Raw genomic sequence first — 19,216 nt, forward strand, 5'->3', positions numbered from 1 at the left:
CTGCGATCGTGCCGGGGACCCGGCACGATCGCAGGGCGGGAGGTGCGGGGTGCCCGACCGTGCTTCTCCTGAGAGCATCCCCGGGTGAGTGATCAGCAGGACAGCCCGCCCACCGCCTCCTCGCGCGGTCCGCGGGAGCGCCCGACCCGAGTCGTCGAACGAGGGATCAACGAGGCGTCGCGCTGGGCGTTGCGCCTGCTGATCCTGGGCGTCGGGTTCGCCGGCCTGATCTGGCTGCTCGGCAAGGGGTGGTCGCTGCTGCTGCCGCTGCTGCTCGCGATCCTGCTCAGCGCGATCCTGTGGCCGCTGGCCCAGGTGCTGCGCGCGGTGATGCCGCGCTCGCTGGCCGCTCTCGTCTCGATCGTGCTGCTCATCGCCGTCGTCGTCGGGATCTTCGCCGCGCTCATCCCCAACGTCGCCGGTCAGGCCGGGGACGTCGCGGACTCCGCGGTGGCCGGGTTGGACAAGGTGCAGGTCTGGGTCACCGGGCCCCCGCTGAACCTGGGTGACGACCAGATCGGCAACCTCATCGACCAGGGCATCACCGAGCTGCAGACCAACGCGCAGAGCATCGCGCTCAGCGTCGTCGGCGGTGTCGGCACCGTCGGGGCGAGCGTCGGTTCCGGGCTGGTGACGTTCCTGCTCGTCCTCGTGCTCTCCTTCTTCTGCCTCTCCGACGGCGACCGGCTGCTGCCGTGGTCGCGTCGGTGGCTGAGCGAGGGCGCGCACCGCCACGTCACCGCGCTGGGCGGGCGGGTGTGGGCGGCGATCCGCGGCTACATCCTGTCCCAGGCGGCCGTGGCCCTCGTGGACGCCGTGTTCATCGGGGTCGGGATGGCCATCGTCGGGGTCCCGTTCGCGCTGCCGCTGGCCGTCGCGATCTTCTTCGCCGCGTTCATCCCCATCGTCGGCGCCGTCGCGACGGGCGTGCTGGCCGTGCTCGTCGCCCTGGTCACCCTCGGCTGGGTGCAGGCGCTGATCGTCCTCGGGATCGTGCTGCTGGTCCAGCAGCTGGAGGGCAACGTCCTGCAGCCGCTGCTGGTCGGCCGCTCGCTCGCGCTGCACCCGGCGGTGGTCATCGGCTCGGTGACCGTCGGCGGGACCCTGTTCAGCATCACGGGGGCCTTCCTCGCCGTACCGGTCGCGGCCATCGTGACCGTGGTCCTGCGCTACGTGCACCACGAGCTCGTCCCCGACGAGCCGGAGAACCCGAACGTCCACGAGGGCTCGAAGAAGCGACGACGTCGCGTCCCGTCGCCGGACGACGCACCGGCACCCACGAACAGCTCCACCGCCCCCGGGGCGGAGTCCGACCCGGCCTAGCGCAACGACCCGGCCAGCCCCGAACGCGCCCGGTCGCCGCCCCGAGCGGCGGCCGCGGCGCGTTCGCCGTGCAGGCCCAGAGCGCCGAGGCAGGTGAGCGCGACCTGCTCCGCGAGACCCGGAGTCGGGGGCAGCGTCGCCACCATCTCCACCAGGTGCAGGCAGGCGTGGCCGGCCACCTCCGCCGACACCGGGTGGTCGGCGGGCAGGAGCTCCCGCGCCAGGTCGCAGTAGACCGCCAGCAGCTGCCGGCGGTGCTCGCGGAACTCCTCGAACCGGGGCTGCTGCACCTCCGGCGCGACGTAGAGCGCCGCGATCCCCAACGGTCCCGCCAGCAACGTCGCGACGTCGACGACGACGAGGGCGTGCAGCGCCGCCGCCGGGTCCGGGGCCGCCGAACGCAACGCGTCGACGACGTCCAGGGTCGGGCGGACCGAGGCCTCCAGCAGTTCCAGCAGGATCTCGTCCTTGCCGGCGAAGTGGTAGTACAGCGACGCCTGCCGGATCCCCACCCGGTCGGCGATCGCCCGCGTCGACGTCGCCGCGTACCCGGACTCGCCGAACAACGCCGCCGCCGCGTCGAGGATCTCCTGACGCGCCGAGCGGCCGGAACCGTCCCCGGCGCGGGTGCGCGGACGACCCACCCGACCCGCACCGCTGCTCACGGCGCCGATGCTGCCACCACCGCCCGCGACGCCGGGCCCCGGGCGTGCTGCGCCGCGGGCCAGGACCCGAACCCGGTGATCTCCTCCGCGCCCACGAGCGCCGCGGGTTCGGCCAGGAACCCGCGCACGGTCGAGCCGTCCTCGAGGGTCACCGTACCGATCGTCATCGGTTGCGGCAGCCCCGCCACGAACGTCCCGAACCCGACCGCGGGCAGGCGCCACACCTCCCCCGCGATCGGGGCCCCGTCGGCGTCACGGACCATGCCCGGCTTCGGCGGGACGGTGTCGAGGGCGAAGAGCCGGTACCCCGGGGCCGTCCGCACGGTGCGGACCAGGCTGGCGCCCGCGGCGACGAGCTGGTGGTTCAGCGGGTGCCCCGCCAGGTGCGCCCCGACCACCAGCAGGTCCACCGACGGGTTCGCCCACCGCGCCGCCAGGACCGCGAGCGAGCGGTCGCTGAACGCCGGACCGGTGAGCATGACCCCGAACGGCAGCCCGTCCACGGTCCCCGCCGGGACGGCGAGGGAGGCCAGGTCGAGCAGGTTCGCGAAGTTCGTGAACCGCCCCATCCGGGAGTTCGCCCCCACCGGGTCGGCCGCCACCTCCGCCAGGGTGGGGTGCCACGTCGTCGTCGGGGTGAGCAGGGCGTCGAACCCCGCCAGCAGCTCCCGGGAACGGGCCGCGAGGACGTCGAGGCGCTCGCGGTCGCGGAAGACCTCGACGGCGCTCACCGACTCCCCGGCCGCCACGATCGCCGCGACGGTGGGGTCGAGGTCGGTGCCGACGAGTTCGGGGTGGGCCGCGACGTGCGCGCCCACGGCCGCCGTCCGCTCGGCGACGAACGCACCGCCGTAGAGCAGGCCCGCGACCTCGAGCAGCGGGGCGATGTCCAGTTCCACGACCTCGGCACCGCTCGCGCGGACCCCCGCGACGAAGGTCGCGAACGCCTCGGCCCACCCGTCGGTCAGACCCGCCAGGTGCTCCGGGGTCGGGACGGCGATCCGCGGTCGTGCGGGTGGGGCGGGCAGCGGTTCGTCCACCCGGGCCAGGGGGTCGAGGCCGTCGGGACCCGTGAGGAGTTCCGCCGTGCGCCGGGCCAGGTCGAGGTCACGGGCGAAGACGGTGACGCAGTCGATGCTCCGGCAGGCCGGGACCACCCCGGTCGTCGGGACCAGACCGCGGGTCGGTTTCACCCCGACGATCCCGTGCAACGCGGCGGGAACCCGTCCCGAACCCGCGGTGTCGGTGCCCAGGGCGACGTCGACCAGCCCCAGGGCGACGGCCACGGCGGACCCGGAACTCGACCCGCCGGAGATCCGGTCCGGGGCGAAGGCGTGCCGGACCGCCCCGTGCGGGCTGCGGGTCCCCACCAGGCCGGTCGCGAACTGGTCGAGGTTGGTCTTGCCCAGGACGAGCGCCCCGGCGGCCCGCAGCCGGGCGACGGCCGTGGCGTCGCCCGACGGCGCGTAGGCGAACGACGGGGCTCCCGCGGTGGTCGGCAGGCCCGCGACGTCGATGTTGTCCTTCACCGCGACGAGGACGCCGGCCAGCGGCGCGTCCGGGTCGACGCCGGCGGCCTCCGCGAGCACGTCCTCGAGCGGGCGCAGGCTGATCCAGACCTCCGGCCGGTCCACGGCGGCGATGCGGGCGTAGGCGTCACGCACCTTCTGCTCGAGGTTCACGCGGCGACCTCCTGGGCGGGACGGACGGCGAAGAGGACCTGGCCGGCGGTGACGGCCTCCCCGGGTCTCACGTACACCTCGAGCAGTTCCCCGTCGGCGGGTGCGGTCACGGCGGTCTCCATCTTCATGGCCTCCAGGGCGAGGACGCGGTCCCCGTCGGTGAGGGTCGCGCCGGGTTCGGCGGACACCTGCCAGACGGTCGCGGCGAACGGGGCCGGCACCCCCACCGCACCGGTGGGGAGGTCGATCGGCCCGGCCGCGACGGCGGGGGCGGGTTCGGGGCGGACGTCGAACTCGCCCGAGGCGCGCCAGCGTTCCTTCTCGGCCGCGAACGCGGCGGCCTGCTGGGCGCGGAAGACCTCGATCTCGCCCGCGTTCTCGGCGAGGAAGCGTTCGTGCTCGGCGAGGGAGAACTCGCCCTCCTCCGTCTCGAACTCCCCCCGGCCGGCGTCGGTCTCCGCCCGCAGTTCGAGCAGTTCCTCGGCGGACACCGGGTACCACTCGATGCGGTCGAAGAACCGCAGCGCCCAGGGGGCGTCCTGGAACAACCCACCCCGCCGGAACCGGTTCCAGACCTGGACCGTGCGGCCCACGAACTGGTAACCGCCGGGCCCCTCCATGCCGTAGACGCAGAGGTAGGCCCCGCCGATGCCGACGGAGTTCTCCGCCGTCCACGTCCGCGCGGGGTTGTACTTGGTCGTGACGAGGCGGTGCCGCGGGTCGAGCGGGGTCGCCACCGGGGCGCCGAGGTAGACGTCCCCCAGGCCGAGCACCAGGTACTGCGCGTCGAAGACCGTCCGGAAGACGTCGTCGACGGAGCCGAGACCGTTCATCCGGGCGATGAACTCGAGGTTCGACGGGGTCCACGGGGCGTCGTCGCGGACCCCCGTCATGTACCGCTCGATCGCGAGCTTCGTCGCGGGGTCGTCCCAGGACAACGGCAGCCGGACCCGGCGCGAGGGGACGACGAGGTCGTGGGTCGCGGGGAGGGCGTCGTCGAGTTCCCGCAGCAGCCCGACGAGCTGCGAGGCCCGCAGCACCGAGGCGTCGGTGTGGACCTGCAGCGAGCGGATCCCCGGGGTCACGTCGAGGATCCCCGCGGGGCGGTGGTCGTCGAAGGCCCGCATGAGCGCGTGCACCCGCATCCGCAACCCGAGGTCGAGCACCTGCTCGCCGTACTCCACGAGCAGGTTGTCGTCGCCGTCGCGGCGGTAGGTCACCGCGGGACGCCCGGGGGCGGCCGGAACCCGGGCCAGGACACCGTCGTCCCCGTCGCCCGCGAGGTCACGCAGGTCGTTGCGCTGCAGCCGTGGCCGGGCGGCGTCCACCTCGCGGACGGGGTGGAAGCGCACGCGGTCCCCCGGTCGCAGTTGCCCCAGCTTCCACAGGTCCCCCGAGGCCACGACGGCGGGACAGACGAAACCCCCCAGCGAGGGTCCGTCGGGGCCGAGCAGGATCGGGGTGTCCCCGGTGAAGTCGACGGCGCCGACGGCGTAGGGGGTGTCGTGGATGTTGGAGGGGTGCAGCCCCGCCTCACCGCCGTCGCTGCGGGCCCAGCGCGGGCGCGGCCCGATGAGCCGGACCCCGGTGCGCGCGGAGTTCAGGTGCACCTCGTAGTCGGTGGCGTAGAACTCGTCGAGGTCGGCGCGGGTGAAGAACTCCGGGGCGGCGTGCGGACCCTCGGTGACCGCGATCCGCCATTCTCCCGTGTACTCGGGGCGGCGCTCGAGCGGGACCGGACCGGCGATCCGGGAGAACCCGGTCCCCTCGGGAACCCCGGGACGCAGGACGTCGCCGGCCTGCAGCGCACGACCACCGTGACCACCGAAACCCCCGAGCGTGAACGTCGAGGAACTGCCCAGGTACTGCGGCACGTCGAGACCGCCCCGGACGGCCAGGGCCAGGCGCAACCCCGGCCCCGCCGCCGTGCCGACGCTCAGCACCGAACCGGCGGCCACCTCGAGGGGTTCCCACATCGCGACCTCGACGCCGTCGACGCTCACCGGCGCGGGAGCCCCGGTCACGCACACGACCGACGCGGTGGAGAACCGCAACGTCGGGCCGGTGGCGGTGATCTCGAGACCGGGTGCACCCACGGGGTTCCCGACCGCGAGGTTCGCCTCGCGCAGCGAGAGCGGGTCCATGGGCCCCGACGGCGGGACCCCGACCTGCCAGTGCCCGAGCCGGCCCGGCAGGTCCTGGACCGTGGTCATGGCCCCGGGGGCGAGGACGTCGATGCGCGGGTCCGGGTCCTCGGTGACGTCGAGGGTCGAGGTGGAGTGCGTGGCGCAGCGCAGGGGCAACTCGTCCACGAGGTGACGCAGCAGGCCGAGGTTGGTGACGACCCCGTCGATCCGGCTGCCCTGCAACGCCTCACCGAGCAGGTCGAGGGCCGCGTCGCGACCGGGGGCGGAGGCGATCACCTTCGCCAGCATCGGGTCGTAGAACGGGGTCACCTCCAGCCCGGTCTCGATCCAGCCGTCGACGCGCACCCCGGACAGTTCCGGGAACTCCGCCCGCGTCACCAGACCCGGGCTGGGGGCGTTCTGCTTCGCCGGGTCCTCGGCGTAGACGCGGGCCTCGACCGCGACGCCCCGCGGTTCCCACTCGCGCTCGAACACGTCGGTGACGGCGGGGTCGGTGTGACCGTCGCGGGCGAGGCGGAGCATGAGGTCGACGAGGTCGACGCCGTAGGCGAGTTCGGTCACGGGGTGCTCGACCTGCAGCCGGGTGTTCACCTCGAGGAACGCCGCCTCCTCGCGCACCGGGTCGTAGACGAACTCGACCGTCCCGGCGGAGCGGTAGCGCACCGAGGCCATGAGCTCGGCGGCCGTGGTGGCGATCTCGGCGCGGACCGCGGCGGGCAGCGCGGGGGCGGGAGCCTCCTCGATCACCTTCTGGTTGCGACGCTGCAGCGAGCAGTCGCGGTCGCCGATGACGGCGATCCGGCCCTGACCGTCGCCGAACACCTGGACCTCGACGTGGCGGGCCGGGCGGACCAGGCGTTCGAGGAACACCCCGGCCGAGCCGAAGCTGGCGGTCGCCTGCCGGACGACGCGGTCGTAGGCGTCGCGCACCTCCTCGACGGTGGCGCAGGCCTGCATGCCGATCCCGCCGCCACCCCCGGTGGCCTTGAGCATGACCGGCAGGCCGACGGTCTCGGCCGCGGCGACGGCCTCCTCGACGGAGGACAGCAGCCCCGTCCCGGCGAGCAGCGGGACCCCGGCGGCCGCGGCGAGTTCCCGGGCGGTGTGCTTGCTGCCGAACTTCGTGATCTGGTCCGGGGTGGGGCCGACGAACGCCAGCCCCGCGTCCTCGCAGGCCCGGGCGAACCCGACGTTCTCGGAGAGGAACCCGTACCCGGGGTGGACGGCGCCGGCTCCGGTGTCGAGGGCGGCCTGCAGGATCGCGTCGGTGCGCAGGTAGGACTCCCGCGCCGGCGCGGGCCCGAGGCGGACGGCCGTGTCGGCCTCGCGGACGTGCGGCGCGGCCCGGTCGGCGTCGGAGAACACCGCGACGGTGCACAGCCCGAGGGCGTGGGCGGAGCGCTGGATCCGGCGGGCGATCTCGCCGCGGTTGGCGATCAGCAGGGTGTCGAAGCTCACGAGGGAACCGTCACGATCATGCGCAGGGGCGTGGGGTCGAAGTCGTTGCAGGGGTTGTTGACCTGGGGGCAGTTGGACACCACGACGAGGACGTCGACCTCGGCCCGCACGGCGACGCGCTTGCCCGGAGCGGAGATCCCGTCGACGATCCCGAGGGAACCGTCGGCCTCGACCGGGACGTTCATGAACCAGTTGAGGTTCGACACCAGGTCCCGCGCGTCGAGGCCGTTGCGGGCGCCCTCGGCGAGGAAGTTCTCCCGGCACCCGTGCTGGTGGGCCGTGTGGTGGCCGTAGCGCAGGGTGTTGGACTCCTTGCCGCAGGCGCCGCCGATGGTGTCCTGGCGTTCCACCTCGTTGCCGACGACCGTCATCAGCGGGTTCCCGTACTGGCTGCGCAGCACGGTGCCGGTGCGGACGTAGGCGTTGCCCTGCCAGGCCAGGGTGTCGGGCACGCTGTAGCGCTCGGACCGGTCGGCGTCGGCGAAGACCAGGCAGTCGGCGGACTGGTTGCCACCGACGTCGACGATCGTGAGCACGTGCCCGGCGCGCACGACGGCCGACCACGGGGCACGGGCCGCGACCCGGTCGTCGCGGACGACCTCGCCCGCCACCAGCGGGGAACCCCAGTCCCGACGGGTCCGCGTCGTGACGGTCATCGTGCCTCCACGTGGTCCAGGGTGTTCAGGTACGCGCGGTGCAGTTCCGGCGTCGCGGTGAACCGCGCGTCGGCCGGGCCGGTGGGGGTGCTGCGCCAGGCGTGCACCCGCAGCGGGCCCACGGTGAACTCCGGGCGCGGGTCCAGCGGGTGCGCGGTGTTCGCGACGAGGACGGTGAGCGGCATCTCGGCCAGCAGGTCGAGGGAGGTCCCCGGGCCGGCGGAACCCAGCCAGCGGAAGCTCCCGTCCTCCTCAACCCGCACGCCCTGGAAGAACGACACCGACGGGGGCAGGTCGCGCGGGCCGAGGCCCTGCTTGCTCGCGGCCAGGGTGAGCAGACCGCGGCCGGAGGGGCTCGGTCCCTCCGGGGCCGCGTCGCCGTACTTCCGCACGTTCCACGCGTCGGAGGTGGTGCCGCAGAAGGCGTCGTGCCGGCCGGCGGAGTCGGCGACGACGGTCGCGAGGACGCGTCCGTCGCCGGAGAGCAACGGGTGCCCGGCACCGAGGTAGGCCTGCCACGGGATCTTCTGGGTGTCGGCGACGTTCAGCCGCTCCCACGGGGAGAGCGCGGAGAGCAGCACGACGTTCGCGCACGCGTCGCCGGTGACGTCGGTGAGACGGATCCGGGTCCCGCGGGCCAGCACCTTGGAGGTGTAGCCGCCCGGCGCGACGGTCTCGGCCCACGTCAGGTCCGCGGGGTCGACGTCGTCGGGGGCGAACGGAGAACTCGAGGCGGGCAGGTAGGGCATCCACTCGGCGGTGGCGCCGGCCTGGGCGCGCGCGTCACCGCGGGCGGCCAGCACGGTCGAGGTGTCGCGGGTCACGCGGGTTCCTCCACGGGGTGGGGGCGGGCGCCGGCGACCTGCCGCGCGCCCAGGACGATGGGCCCCTGGTGGCGGACCCGGTTGCGACGGTGGACGAAGAACCCGACCACCAGGGTGGTGGCGATGAAGAGCAGCGCGCTGTACTGCAGCCACCAGGTGCCGTCGGTGAGGTCGTAGACGGCGGCGCGCGGCCAGGCGAGGTTCACGACCATGACCACCTGGTAGGCGACGGCCAGGACGTTCACGACGATCCCGAACCGGCCGAGGGAGAACAGCGGCCGGCCGAACTCGTCGACCCCGTCGGGCAGACCGCCCCGGAACCGGCGCACCAGCAGCGGCACGGTCACCCCGAGGTAGGCGAGGTAGAGCATCGCGATGCAGAGGCTGGCGAGAGCGGTGAAGACGGCGCTCTGGTGCCAGTTCACGGCCAGTGCGATCGCCGCCCCGGCCCCGACGAGCACCGAGGCCCCGATGGGGGTCCCGGTGCGCGGCGACACACGACCCAGCACGGTCGCGAACGGGAACGCCCGCTCCCTCGCCATCGAGTAGACCATCCGCGACCCGGAGGTCTGGACGGCCAGCGTGCAGACCGCGACGGCGATCGCGACGCAGACGAGGAGGAGCCGGCCGCCGACGTCACCGAGGCGGGAGGTGAGGACGTAGGCGAGGCCCTGCGAGGCGAGGGTGCCGTCGGTGAGGCTGGGGGCGGCGACGAGTCCGGCGATCAGCAGCAGCGCCCCACCGACGCCGGAGACGACCAGGGCCCGCACGATCGTCCGGGGCGTCGTGGCCCGCGGGGCGTGGGTCTCCTCGGAGAGTTCCCCGGCGGAGTCGAAACCGACCATGACGTAGGCGGCCATGAGGGAACTCGCGAGCCACATCGAGAGGTAGGGGCCGTCCGCCGCACCCGTCGTGGTGGCGACGACCGCCGGGCCGCGTTCGGCGTGGGCGAAGAGCGCGATGACCAGGGCGATGACGCCGACGATCTCGATGGCGACGCCGGCGGAGGTGATGACGGCCATCAGCCGGACGCCGATGACGTTGATCGCGGTGGTGACGACCAGGAGCAGGAGGCCGAGGACGACCGCGTTCTGCGCCCCCGTCGCGGACGTCGGCGCGGAGTCCGCACCGGGACCGCCGACGAGCTGGAACCCGGACCAGACGCTCGGGAGGACGGCCTGCAGCGCGATGGCGGCGGTGGCCACCGTGAGGACCTGGCCGACGACCATGACCCACCCGGTGAACCAGCCGAAGTCGGTGCCCGCCAACCGGCTCGACCACTGGAACACCGCACCCGAGATCGGGTACCGCGCGGCGAGTTCCGCGAAGCAGAGGGCGACGAGCAGTTGCCCGGCGAAGACCGTGGGCCAGGTCCAGAAGAAACCCGCCCCGCCGAAGCTGAAACCGAGGCCGAACAGCTGGAACACCGTCGTGAGGATGGACACGAAGGAGAACCCGGCGGCGAACGAGGCGAACGGTCCGACGCTGCGGTGCAGCTGCTGGCCGTAGCCGAACCGGCCGAGGTCACCGGTCTCGGAACCCCGACCGTCGCCGGCGCCGGGGTGCGTGCGTGGTGCGGGAACGGTCATCAGTCGGGCCTTCCGCTCGGTGACTCACCACCTCTACCTGTCGGGTGACAGGTATGGGGACGAGTCTGGCCGGAGCCGTGTTTCGAGCGTGTTTCCCCGTCGTGAAACCTGTGTTGCGGCTCCCCCCGAACCAACTTCTGGGGACTTCTCCACCCTTCCCTGGCTCGGGAAGGGTGGAGAAGCCCCCAGAAGTTGGTCAGGCGAGGGTGAGTTGGGCGCGGCGGAGGCGCACGCCGATGGCGGCGACGTGGGCAGCGGCGGCGAGGCGGGCCGCCGCCACGTCGCCGGCCTCCACCGCGGCGAGGATGCGACGGTGCTCGGCGACGGCGAGTTCGCGGTGGCGCTGCTCGGCCCACAGCCCGGCTCCGGACAGGTGGGCGCGGACCTCCAGGCGGCGCAGGGCGTCGGCGAGGGTCGCGTTGCCGGAGAGTTCACGCACGACGGCGTGGAACTCGAGGTCCAGTCCGGCGTCGCGCGCCGGTTCCGGGGTCCAGGTCAGGGCGGCCTCCTCGGCGTCGACGAGGGCCGCGAGCCGGGCCAGCCCGTCCCGGTCCACGCGCTCCGTCGCCTCCGCCGCGGCCAGCCCGTCGAGGACCTCGCGGACGCGGAACACCTCGGACAGGTCCTCGGCCGTCACCGTCGCGACCTTCGCCCCCGCGTGCGGGGCGGACACCGCGATCCCCTCGGCGACCAGTCGCTGCACCGAGTCGCGCACGGGACTCCGGCTCACACCGAGTTCCGCCGCGAGCGCGGGAACGCTGAGCGGGGTCCCCGGGGGCAGGCGGCCGTCGAGGATGCGGGCGAGCAGCGCGGTGTGGACGGTGTCGCCCAGCAGTTCGACGCTCACGCCGCGGGGGTGCCGTAGTTCGCGCGGATCCGCTCGGCGATGTAGTCGGCGGCGGTGATCGGCGGGTAGGTGCCACCGGGGGTCTCGATGAGGACCTCGCGGTTGGCCTGGGCGAAGAACGGCATGCTGTAGCGCGCTCCGGTGTACTCCCCCGCCCCGGGCATCCGCACGCGGTGGAAGGTGGACCGCAGCTGGTCGTCGCTCCACCGCATCAGCATGTCCCCGATGTTGCAGGTGATGGCCTCGTCGGAGGGCACGACCGACGTCCACTCCGGCGCGTCGAGGTCCCGGCCCGGGCAGACCTGCAGTCCACCCTGACCGGTGCGCTGGAACAGCAACGTGAGGCAGTCGAAGTCGGTGTGCGCTCCGGCCCGCCAGACCCCGGGTTCCACCGCGACGTCGCCGGGGAGTTCCGGGTAGTGCAGGATCCGCAGGGTCGACTGGTAGGTGTCGGCGGACGGGTCGTGGGCGCCGGTGAAGAACTCGCGCTCGAAGCCGAGCTTCTCCGCGAAGCAGGACAGCACCCGCATCGCGAGCTCCCAGCACCGCGTCTCGAACCCGAGCATGAACTCGCGGAACTCCGGGAGTTGCGCGTCGGAGGGGAAGAGCGGGCCCATGTGCGGACGGGTGATCTGGTAGGACTCCTTGCGGTCCGGGGTCCCCACCGAGGGACGGACCTGGGTCCCCGACTCCCAGCCGGAGTTCCTGGGCCGGTCGAGGGGGTACTGCTGCTTCACCTCGACGGGGAGGTCGAAGAACGCCTCCGCCATCGCGAACGCACGGTCGACGGCGGCCGCCTCGATGCCGTGGTTCACGATCTGGAAGAAGCCGACCTCGGTCGCCGCGGACCACAGCTGCTCGGTGATCTCGCCGCGGCGGGCCTCGAAGTCGGAGAGGTCGATCTGCGGGATGGCCCGGTCGCGTTCCGTCCCGAGGTCGCCCATGCGGGACTCGCGGTCGAGCTCGGTCATCTGCTGGGGAGCGGTCATGACCCCACCGTGTCGGTTGCATGCAATCTGACGCAAGAGCCGCCGTGTGAACATCGTGTTGCATGTGATCCGGAGGTCTTCCGCCGGCCACGCTCCTCGGTCAGAGTTCGGGGGTGAACCTCACGACGAACGCCCCCCGCACGTTCCCCACCGCCGTCACCGACGTCACCGTCTGGGACGGCGGGACCTGGCGGGAGCACCAGGACGTGCTCCTGCGCGACGGAGCGGTCGCGGCGATCCGCCCGCACGAGAACGGCACCGAGGGTCTCGACGGCACCGGTGCCCACCTGCTCCCGGGGTTCGTCAACACCCACACGCACCTCCAGCAGGCGACGTGCCGCGGGGTCGGCGAGGGGCAACCGCTGCTGTCCTGGCTGCTGGCCGTCGGGCAGCACATGGCCGCCGTCACCCCCGAGTCGGCCTACCTCGCCGCCGTCGCCGGCGCCCTCGACGGTCTGCGCAGCGGGTCCACCACCCTGGTCGAGCACATGTGGCCGCACCCCTCGGAGGAGGTCCACGCCGCCGTGCTGCAGGCCCTGGAGGACGTCGGGGTGCGGGCCCTGCTCGGCCGCGGCGTCGCCGACCGCCCCGACCCCAGCCGGAAGTGGGGTTTCGACCCCCGGCTCATGCAGCCCCTGGACACCGCCCTCGACCACGTGGAGCGGTTGGCGGGCGCCACCCGGGGAACGCGGGTCACCCCGGCCCTCGCGGCGCCGAACCCGCGCAGCCTCACCCCCGAGGGTCTGCGCACGGTCCACGAGTTCGCGCTCGAACGCGACCTGCGGATCTCGATCCACCTGCTGGAGACGAGCACCGACGAGGACATGTGCCGCGAACACGCCGGAGTCGGTGCGCTGCAGTACCTCTCGGACGCCGGGTTCCTCAGCGACCGGCTCCTCGCCGTGCACGGCGTCGCCCTCACCGCGCACGACGTCGCGGCGCTGGCGGCGGCGGGGTGCGCGGTCTCGCACAACCCGGTCTCGAACATGAGGCTGGGATCCGGGGTCGCCCCCGTCCCCGACCTGCTCGCCGCGGGTGTCGCGGTGGGCTTGGGCGTCGACGGTGCGGCCTCCAACGACCGGCAGGACATGCTGGAGACGATGCGCACCGCCGCCTACCTGCAGCGGGCCACCCACCGCCGCGCGGACCTGCTGGGCTTCGCCGACGTGGTCGCCCTCGCGGTCGACGGGGCCTCCTCGGTGCTGGGCCTGGCGCAGCGGCCCGGCGGGGGCGTCACCGTGGGCACCCCGGCGGACCTCACCCTGGTGCGCTTCGACCGCGACTTCGGGTGCCTGCCCGTCCTGGACCCGGGGGCCGGCCTGCTCACCACGGGAACCCCGCGGATCGTCGACACCGTCCTGGTGGACGGGGAGGTCGTGGTCTCCGACGGTCGCAGCACCCGCATCGACGAGGAGGAGCTCGTCGCGGCCCTGCTGGCGTGAGGTCGGTCAGCGCAGGCCGGTCAGCGCAGGCCGGTCAGCGCAGGCCGGTCAGCGCAGGCCGGTCAGCGCAGGCCGGTCAGCGCAGGGCGACGAGGGCGGTGGCGATCGCCGCGATGCCCTCGCCCCGACCGGTCAGGCCGAGGGCGTCCGTCGTCGTCCCGGCGACGGAGACGGGTGCGCCGCAGGCGGCACCGAGCGCGGCCTCGGCCTCGGGGCGGCGACGGCCGATCTTCGGCCGGTTGCCGATCACCTGGACCGAGACGTTGCCGATCTCGAAACCGGCCGCCCGCACGAGGCGGGCGGCCTCCGCCAGCAACCGCGCCCCGGAGGCACCGGCGAACTCGGGACGGGCGGTCCCGAAGTGGGCGCCGAGGTCGCCGAGACCGGCCGCCGCGAACAACGCGTCGCAGCAGGCGTGCGCGGCGACGTCGCCGTCGGAGTGGCCCTCCGGGCCGACCTCCTCGCCCTCCCAGAGCACACCGGCGATCCAGCACGGGCGACCGGCGACCAGCTGGTGCACGTCGACGCCGGTCCCGACGCGGGGCAGGGTGGTCACGGGGCCTCCTGGGCCAGCAGCGCGTGGGCGAGGACGAGGTCGACCGGGCGGGTGACCTTGAACGCGTGCTCGTGGCCGGGCACCGTCCGCACGGGGTGACCCAGTGATTCGAGCATCCCGGCGTCGTCGGTCGCGGCGGCACCGGGGACGGCGGCGGCGTGCGCCGCTCGCAGGGGGCCGGCCGCGAAGCCCTGCGGGGTCTGCACGGCGACGAGCTCGCTGCGGTCGACGGTCTCGACCACGAGGTGGCCCGCGACCCGCTTGATCGTGTCCGACACCGGGAGCACCGGGATCACCGCGGGCGCGCCGGCGCGCACGGCCTCGACGACGGCCGTGAAGACGTGGGGAGGGGTGAGGCAGCGGGCCGCGTCGTGGACCAGGACGACGTCGACGTCGTCGGCGAGCGCTTCGAGGCCCAGCCTGACCGAGTCCTGCCGCTCGGCCCCGCCGGCGACGACGATGACGTCGCCGTGCAGGGGGGCGAGCAGGGACATGACCTCGTCGCACGCGTCGGCGGGCGCGACTGCGACCACGACGTCGATGACGCCGGAGGCCGCAGCGCGCCGCACCGCGTGCACGAGCAGCGGTTCACCCGCCAGTGGAACGAGAGCCTTGGGACGTGAGGCCCCGAGGCGGTCGCCCCGGCCTGCGGCCGGGACGACGAGCGCGGATCTCAGGAGGCCAGGACCTCGTCGAGCAGCGACTCGGCCTTGTCCTCGTTGGTGTTCTCCGCCAACGCGAGTTCGGAGACCAGGATCTGCCGCGCCTTCGCCAGCATGCGCTTCTCCCCGGCGGAGAGACCGCGGTCCTGGTCACGTCGCCAGAGGTCGCGCACGACCTCCGCCACCTTGACCACGTCACCGGACGCGAGCTTCTCGAGGTTCGCCTTGTAGCGGCGGGACCAGTTGGTGGGTTCCTCCGCGTACGGCGTGCGCAGGACCGAGAACACCCGGTCCAGCCCCTCGCGACCCACGACGTCACGAACGCCGACGAGGTCGACGTTGTCCGCAGGAACTTCGATGGTGAGATCGCCCTGGGCCACCTTCAGCACGAGGTAGAGCTTGTCCTCGCCCTTGATGGTCCGGGTCTTGATCTCTTCGATCAGTGCCGCCCCGTGGTGGGGGTAGACAACCGTTTCGCCGACCGTGAAAGCCATAGAAATTGACCCCTTTCCCTGGTTCCAGATTACCACGGCGATCGGGTTGTGGACAGTCTCGATCGGAGCGTTTGCGCAGGTCAGAGGCTCACGGTCGGCGGTCGGGGGCTTGACAGACCCCGCATCGCATGCTTCGCGCACCGGATCACCCCTCGCCCAGGGTGATCGTCGAGACACTCTCGGCACGTCCGCCGCGGGCCCCACGTCGTGACGGGAGCGTGATCGGCACGTGACCGGATCGCACCCCGTCGTCGGGGTCGACGCCCCGCTCCGCTGCGAACACAGCTACGACTGCCGGTAGTCTGAACGCGTGAAGCTCCGCCTGCGCCGAACCTCCTCGCGCCGCCTCGTGGCCCAGCGCTCCGCCTTCGCGGTCGTGACCCTCGCCGCCACGATGGGTGTGGCCGGCTGTGCGGTCTTCTCGCCCGCCACAGTGCTCAAGCCGTACGAGCCCAGCGACGGGACGGGCACGACCGTGGGCGGCGTGACCGTCCGCAACACCCTCGTCGTCTCCTCCGGGGTCGACGAACCGGGCGTGCTGTCCGTCGTGCTGGTGAACCCCGGTCCGGACCCCGCCACCGTCTCGGTGTCGGTCGACGTCGACGCCGGCGCACCCGCGGCGCAGTCGTTCTTCCTCGCGGCCGGTTCGTCCCTGCACCTGGGTGACCCCTCCGCCGTGGCGGACGACGCCGCCGCGACCGACGACGACTCGGGCACGCAGTCCCAGGTCGGCTGGGTCCAGGTCCCGCAGGTCCCCGTCACCCCGGGCGAGACCGTCCCCGTCACCTTCCGCGTGGACGGGCAGGCGCAGGCCGTCCAGGCGCCGGTCGTGCTCCCCTGCTTCGAGTACGCGCCGATCACGCCGACCGCACCCTCGGACACCGCCAGCGCCTCGGCGACGCCCTCACCGTCCGTCACCTGCGGCCCGGCCGTGGGCGAGGAGCCGTCGGCCGCCGAAGGCTGACCTCTGCGTCACGCGCGAGAGGGGGTGGCCCGGTGGGCCACCCCCTCTCGTGCGTCCGGGCTCAGCCCTCGAACTTGTAGCCCAGCCCGCGCACCGTCACCAGGTGCCGGGGGTTCGCAGGGTCTGGTTCGATCTTCGCCCGCAGCCGTTTCACGTGGACGTCGAGGGTCTTGGTGTCCCCCACGTAGTCCGAACCCCAGACGCGGTCGATGAGCTGCACCCGCGTCAGGACCCGCCCGGCGTTGCGCAGCAGCAGCTCCAGCAGCTCGAACTCCTTGAGCGGCAACGGGACCCGCTCGCCGCGCACGGTCACGACGTGGCGGTCGACGTCCATCCGGACGCCACCGGCCTCGACCGTCGTCTGCACGAGGTCCTCGGGTTCGGCGCCACGACGCAGCACGGCGCGCACCCGGGCCAGCAGCTCCCGCGAGGAGTACGGCTTGGTGACGTAGTCGTCGGCACCGATCTCCAGGCCCACCACCTTGTCGATCTCGGAGTCCTTCGCGGTCAGCATGATGACCGGGACGCTGGAGCGCGTCCGCAACTGGCGGCAGACCTCGGTCCCGGGCAGGCCGGGCAGCATGAGGTCGAGCAGCACGAGGTCGGCACCGGCCTTGTCGAACTCCTCGAGCGCGTCGTTGCCGTTCTCGGTGACGGCCACGTCGTAGCCCTCCCGCCGCAGCAGGTAGGACAGCGGGTCGGAGAAGGACTCCTCGTCCTCCACCACCAGGATGCGCGTCACGGTCGGACCTCCAGTTGCGAGTGCGGCGAGGGGTTCTGCGCCGTGTGTTGCTGCGGGTGCGGTTGCGGGTGCGTCTTCGGGGCGTGCGGTGCGGCGTCCCCGACGGCACCGGCCGTCGTGGTCGTGGGGCCGGCGTCGGCGGTCTCCGGCGGGGGTCCCGGCAGTCGCAGCGTGAAGGTCGACCCCTCCCCCTCGGCGCTCCAGACCTTGACCTCGCCACCGTGGTTGCCGGCCACGTGCTTGACGATCGACAACCCGAGTCCGGTGCCGCCCGTCGAGCGCGAACGGGCGGGGTCGACGCGGTAGAACCGTTCGAAGATGCGGTCGAGGTCGGCAGCGCTGATCCCGACCCCGCGGTCGGAGACCGCGATGTCCACCGTCGAGAGCTGCTGTCCCGCGAGCTTCCCGGCGATCCCCCCGGAACCCCTGCGCACCTCGACGACCACCCGGCTGCGTTCCGGGGAGTACGCCAGGGCGTTGTGCACGAGGTTGCGCAGCGCCGTGACGAGCAGTTCGCGGTCACCCCGCAGCTGCAGCCCGCGGACGCCGGCGACGACGACCTCCGACCCGCGCCCCTGGGCCAGGGTGCCCACCCGGTCCACGGCCTCGGCGACGAGGCCGTCGACGTCCATGACCTCCGGCTGCACCACGTTCTCGGCGGCCTGCAGGCGCGAGAGGTCGATGATCTCCTGCACCAGGGCCGTCAGGCGCTTGGCCTCGCGGCGCATCCGGCGGGAGAAGTGCCGCACGGCGTCCGGGTCGTCGGCGGCGTCCTCGACGGCCTCCGACAACAGCATCAACGCACCCACCGGGGTCTTCAGCTCGTGGCTGACGTTGGCGACGAAGTCCCTCCGCACGGCCTCGATGCGCCGCGACTCCGTGCGGTCCTCGAGCAGCAGGAGGACGTGGTGCGGGCCCAACGGCGTGACCCGGGCCAGCACGACCGCGGGCGGGCGCCCCAGCCCCGCGCCCAGGTCCGTCTCGACCTCGCGGACCCGGCCGTCACGTCGACAGGCGCGCACCATGTCGCGCAACTGCGCGTCGGTGAGCTCGTTGCCGCTCACGACACCCGTGGCGTAGGAGGCGGCACTGGCCTTCACCACCTGGTCGTCGGCGGAGAGGACCACGGCGGAGGAACGCAACGCCATCAGGACGTCGCTGACCCCCGCGGGCAGCCCGCTCGCCGGCGGGGCGGGGGGCACGGACGGGTGCTGGAGGCGTTCGGAGACGCGGAAGGCCAGCACCCCGGCCGCGCCGGTCAGCACACCGACCACCGCGGCGATCGACACGGAGACATCGCCCAGCACCCCGCAAGCCTACGGTGACCGGGGGACCACCCCGAGCCGTCGACGCCCGGACGCGGCCCGGCCACGCAGATGTTCACCCACGGGGAGCCGCTCGTTCACCGGGCCCTGCGAGCCTGCCCGGGTCACCATTGACCGAGGCGTCTCAAGAGCACGGGACGTCCGGCCGTCACGAAACCCCGGAGGACCTTGCCGTGCGCAACGTGTACCACGACGAGCTGGCAGGTCTCGTCGAGACGCTCGTCGAGATGACCCAGCTCGCCGAATCAGCCATGACCCGCGCGACCAGCGCCCTGCTGGACGCCGACCGCGAACTCGCCGAGACGGTGATCTCCGCCGACAAGCGCATCGACCAGCTCCAGCGCGACCTCGAGGAGCGGGCCGTCGACGTCCTCGCCCGCCAGTCCCCCGTCGCGACCGACCTGCGCGTCGTCGTGACCGCGCTGCGGATGAGCTCCAGCCTCGAGCGGATGGGCGACCTCGCCCGCCACGTCGCCAAGCTGGCCCGGCTGCGTCACCCGGAGCCCGTCGTCCCGCCGGAACTGCGGGCCACCGTCCTCGAGATGGGTCAGGTCGCCGAGCGGATCGTCGCGAAGGCCGGCAGCGTCATCGCCACCCGCGACGTCGCCATGGCCGCCGAGATGGAGGTCGACGACGACGAGATGGACCGCCTGCACCGCCAGGTCTTCGAGCAGTTGCTCTCCCGCACCTGGGACCACCCCACCGAGGTGGCCGTCGACCTCACGCTGTGCAGCCGCTACTACGAGCGCTTCGCCGACCACGCCGTCTCCGTGGCCAAGTCGGTGCTGTTCATGGTGACCGGCACGCGCGAGGAGGACGTTGCGCCGCAGACGGTCTGACCGTCCCAGCCC

Annotated in this window: 17 protein-coding genes; 4 read left to right on the forward strand and 13 right to left on the reverse strand. The window is 73.3% G+C overall.

The features are described from left to right. Nucleotides 1-84 precede the first annotated feature (84 nt). Nucleotides 85-1,323 carry an AI-2E family transporter gene (locus AC0I8G_RS01390; protein ID WP_471728364.1) on the forward strand — a complete coding sequence of 413 codons (1,239 nt, stop codon included), beginning with the start codon at nucleotides 85-87 and terminating at the stop codon, nucleotides 1,321-1,323. On the opposite strand, the gene AC0I8G_RS01395 is transcribed toward AC0I8G_RS01390, so the two are convergent. The 8 genes from AC0I8G_RS01395 to AC0I8G_RS01430 form a co-directional block, all read right to left on the reverse strand. Further along, entirely contained in the window at nucleotides 1,320-1,988 is a 669-nt protein-coding gene (locus tag AC0I8G_RS01395) for a TetR/AcrR family transcriptional regulator (RefSeq protein WP_471728365.1), read from the reverse strand. The genes AC0I8G_RS01390 and AC0I8G_RS01395 overlap by 4 nt on opposite strands. Beyond that, a complete protein-coding gene (locus AC0I8G_RS01400; RefSeq protein ID WP_471728366.1) occupies nucleotides 1,985-3,670 on the reverse strand; it encodes an allophanate hydrolase in 1,686 nt (561 codons plus the stop codon). The genes AC0I8G_RS01395 and AC0I8G_RS01400 overlap by 4 nt, the downstream gene beginning before the upstream one ends. Next, nucleotides 3,667-7,275: an urea carboxylase gene (gene uca, locus AC0I8G_RS01405; RefSeq protein ID WP_471728367.1), complete on the reverse strand. Its 3,609-nt coding sequence runs from the start codon at nucleotides 7,273-7,275 to the stop codon at nucleotides 3,667-3,669. Before uca ends, AC0I8G_RS01400 begins: the two co-directional genes overlap by 4 nt. Further along, nucleotides 7,272-7,931 (reverse strand): urea amidolyase associated protein UAAP2, encoded by a 660-nt coding sequence (locus tag AC0I8G_RS01410; RefSeq protein WP_471728368.1) that lies wholly within the window; start codon nucleotides 7,929-7,931, stop codon nucleotides 7,272-7,274. Before AC0I8G_RS01410 ends, uca begins: the two co-directional genes overlap by 4 nt. Further along, entirely contained in the window at nucleotides 7,928-8,755 is an 828-nt protein-coding gene (locus AC0I8G_RS01415; RefSeq protein ID WP_471728369.1) for an urea amidolyase associated protein UAAP1, read from the reverse strand. The genes AC0I8G_RS01410 and AC0I8G_RS01415 overlap by 4 nt, the downstream gene beginning before the upstream one ends. Further along, on the reverse strand, nucleotides 8,752-10,344 hold the full coding sequence (locus tag AC0I8G_RS01420; RefSeq protein ID WP_471728370.1) for an APC family permease: 1,593 nt from the start codon (nucleotides 10,342-10,344) through the stop codon (nucleotides 8,752-8,754). Before AC0I8G_RS01420 ends, AC0I8G_RS01415 begins: the two co-directional genes overlap by 4 nt. A 196-nt stretch (nucleotides 10,345-10,540) precedes the next feature. Then, nucleotides 10,541-11,191 carry a GntR family transcriptional regulator gene (locus AC0I8G_RS01425; protein ID WP_471728371.1) on the reverse strand — a complete coding sequence of 217 codons (651 nt, stop codon included), beginning with the start codon at nucleotides 11,189-11,191 and terminating at the stop codon, nucleotides 10,541-10,543. After that, a complete protein-coding gene (locus tag AC0I8G_RS01430; RefSeq protein WP_471728372.1) occupies nucleotides 11,188-12,180 on the reverse strand; it encodes an isopenicillin N synthase family dioxygenase in 993 nt (330 codons plus the stop codon). The genes AC0I8G_RS01425 and AC0I8G_RS01430 overlap by 4 nt, the downstream gene beginning before the upstream one ends. Before the next feature lie 113 nt (nucleotides 12,181-12,293). Here AC0I8G_RS01430 and AC0I8G_RS01435 point away from each other — a divergent pair, with 113 nt between their 5' ends. Continuing rightward, nucleotides 12,294-13,622 carry an amidohydrolase family protein gene (locus tag AC0I8G_RS01435; RefSeq protein WP_471728373.1) on the forward strand — a complete coding sequence of 443 codons (1,329 nt, stop codon included), beginning with the start codon at nucleotides 12,294-12,296 and terminating at the stop codon, nucleotides 13,620-13,622. 76 nt (nucleotides 13,623-13,698) lie between these two features. Here the strand turns inward: AC0I8G_RS01435 and ispF are convergent, their stop codons facing one another. The 3 genes from ispF to AC0I8G_RS01450 are packed head-to-tail and all read right to left on the reverse strand — an operon-like array spanning nucleotide 13,699 to nucleotide 15,334. After that, nucleotides 13,699-14,178 (reverse strand): 2-C-methyl-D-erythritol 2,4-cyclodiphosphate synthase, encoded by a 480-nt coding sequence (gene ispF, locus AC0I8G_RS01440; protein ID WP_471728374.1) that lies wholly within the window; start codon nucleotides 14,176-14,178, stop codon nucleotides 13,699-13,701. After that, complete coding sequence (gene ispD, locus AC0I8G_RS01445) at nucleotides 14,175-14,855, reverse strand: 2-C-methyl-D-erythritol 4-phosphate cytidylyltransferase (RefSeq protein ID WP_471728444.1); 681 nt, start codon at nucleotides 14,853-14,855, stop codon at nucleotides 14,175-14,177. The genes ispF and ispD overlap by 4 nt, the downstream gene beginning before the upstream one ends. Beyond that, nucleotides 14,852-15,334 (reverse strand): CarD family transcriptional regulator, encoded by a 483-nt coding sequence (locus AC0I8G_RS01450; RefSeq protein ID WP_012084764.1) that lies wholly within the window; start codon nucleotides 15,332-15,334, stop codon nucleotides 14,852-14,854. Before AC0I8G_RS01450 ends, ispD begins: the two co-directional genes overlap by 4 nt. A gap of 310 nt (nucleotides 15,335-15,644) precedes the next feature. On the opposite strand from AC0I8G_RS01450, the gene AC0I8G_RS01455 reads away from it, so the two are divergent. Continuing rightward, complete coding sequence (locus tag AC0I8G_RS01455) at nucleotides 15,645-16,298, forward strand: hypothetical protein (RefSeq protein ID WP_471728375.1); 654 nt, start codon at nucleotides 15,645-15,647, stop codon at nucleotides 16,296-16,298. Nucleotides 16,299-16,359: 61 nt separating this feature from the next. On the opposite strand, the gene AC0I8G_RS01460 is transcribed toward AC0I8G_RS01455, so the two are convergent. After that, the gene (locus AC0I8G_RS01460; protein ID WP_328292776.1) at nucleotides 16,360-17,040 is read right to left on the reverse strand and encodes a response regulator transcription factor; all 681 of its coding nucleotides are present in this window, start codon (nucleotides 17,038-17,040) and stop codon (nucleotides 16,360-16,362) included. Then, entirely contained in the window at nucleotides 17,037-18,347 is a 1,311-nt protein-coding gene (locus AC0I8G_RS01465; protein ID WP_471728376.1) for a sensor histidine kinase, read from the reverse strand. The genes AC0I8G_RS01460 and AC0I8G_RS01465 overlap by 4 nt, the downstream gene beginning before the upstream one ends. Nucleotides 18,348-18,538: 191 nt before the next feature. Between AC0I8G_RS01465 and phoU the strand changes: the two genes are divergently transcribed. Further along, nucleotides 18,539-19,204 (forward strand): phosphate signaling complex protein PhoU, encoded by a 666-nt coding sequence (gene phoU, locus AC0I8G_RS01470; protein ID WP_380260871.1) that lies wholly within the window; start codon nucleotides 18,539-18,541, stop codon nucleotides 19,202-19,204. The last annotated feature ends 12 nt before the right edge of the window (nucleotides 19,205-19,216 follow it).

The organism is Kineococcus sp. AC630 (assembly GCF_979255925.1).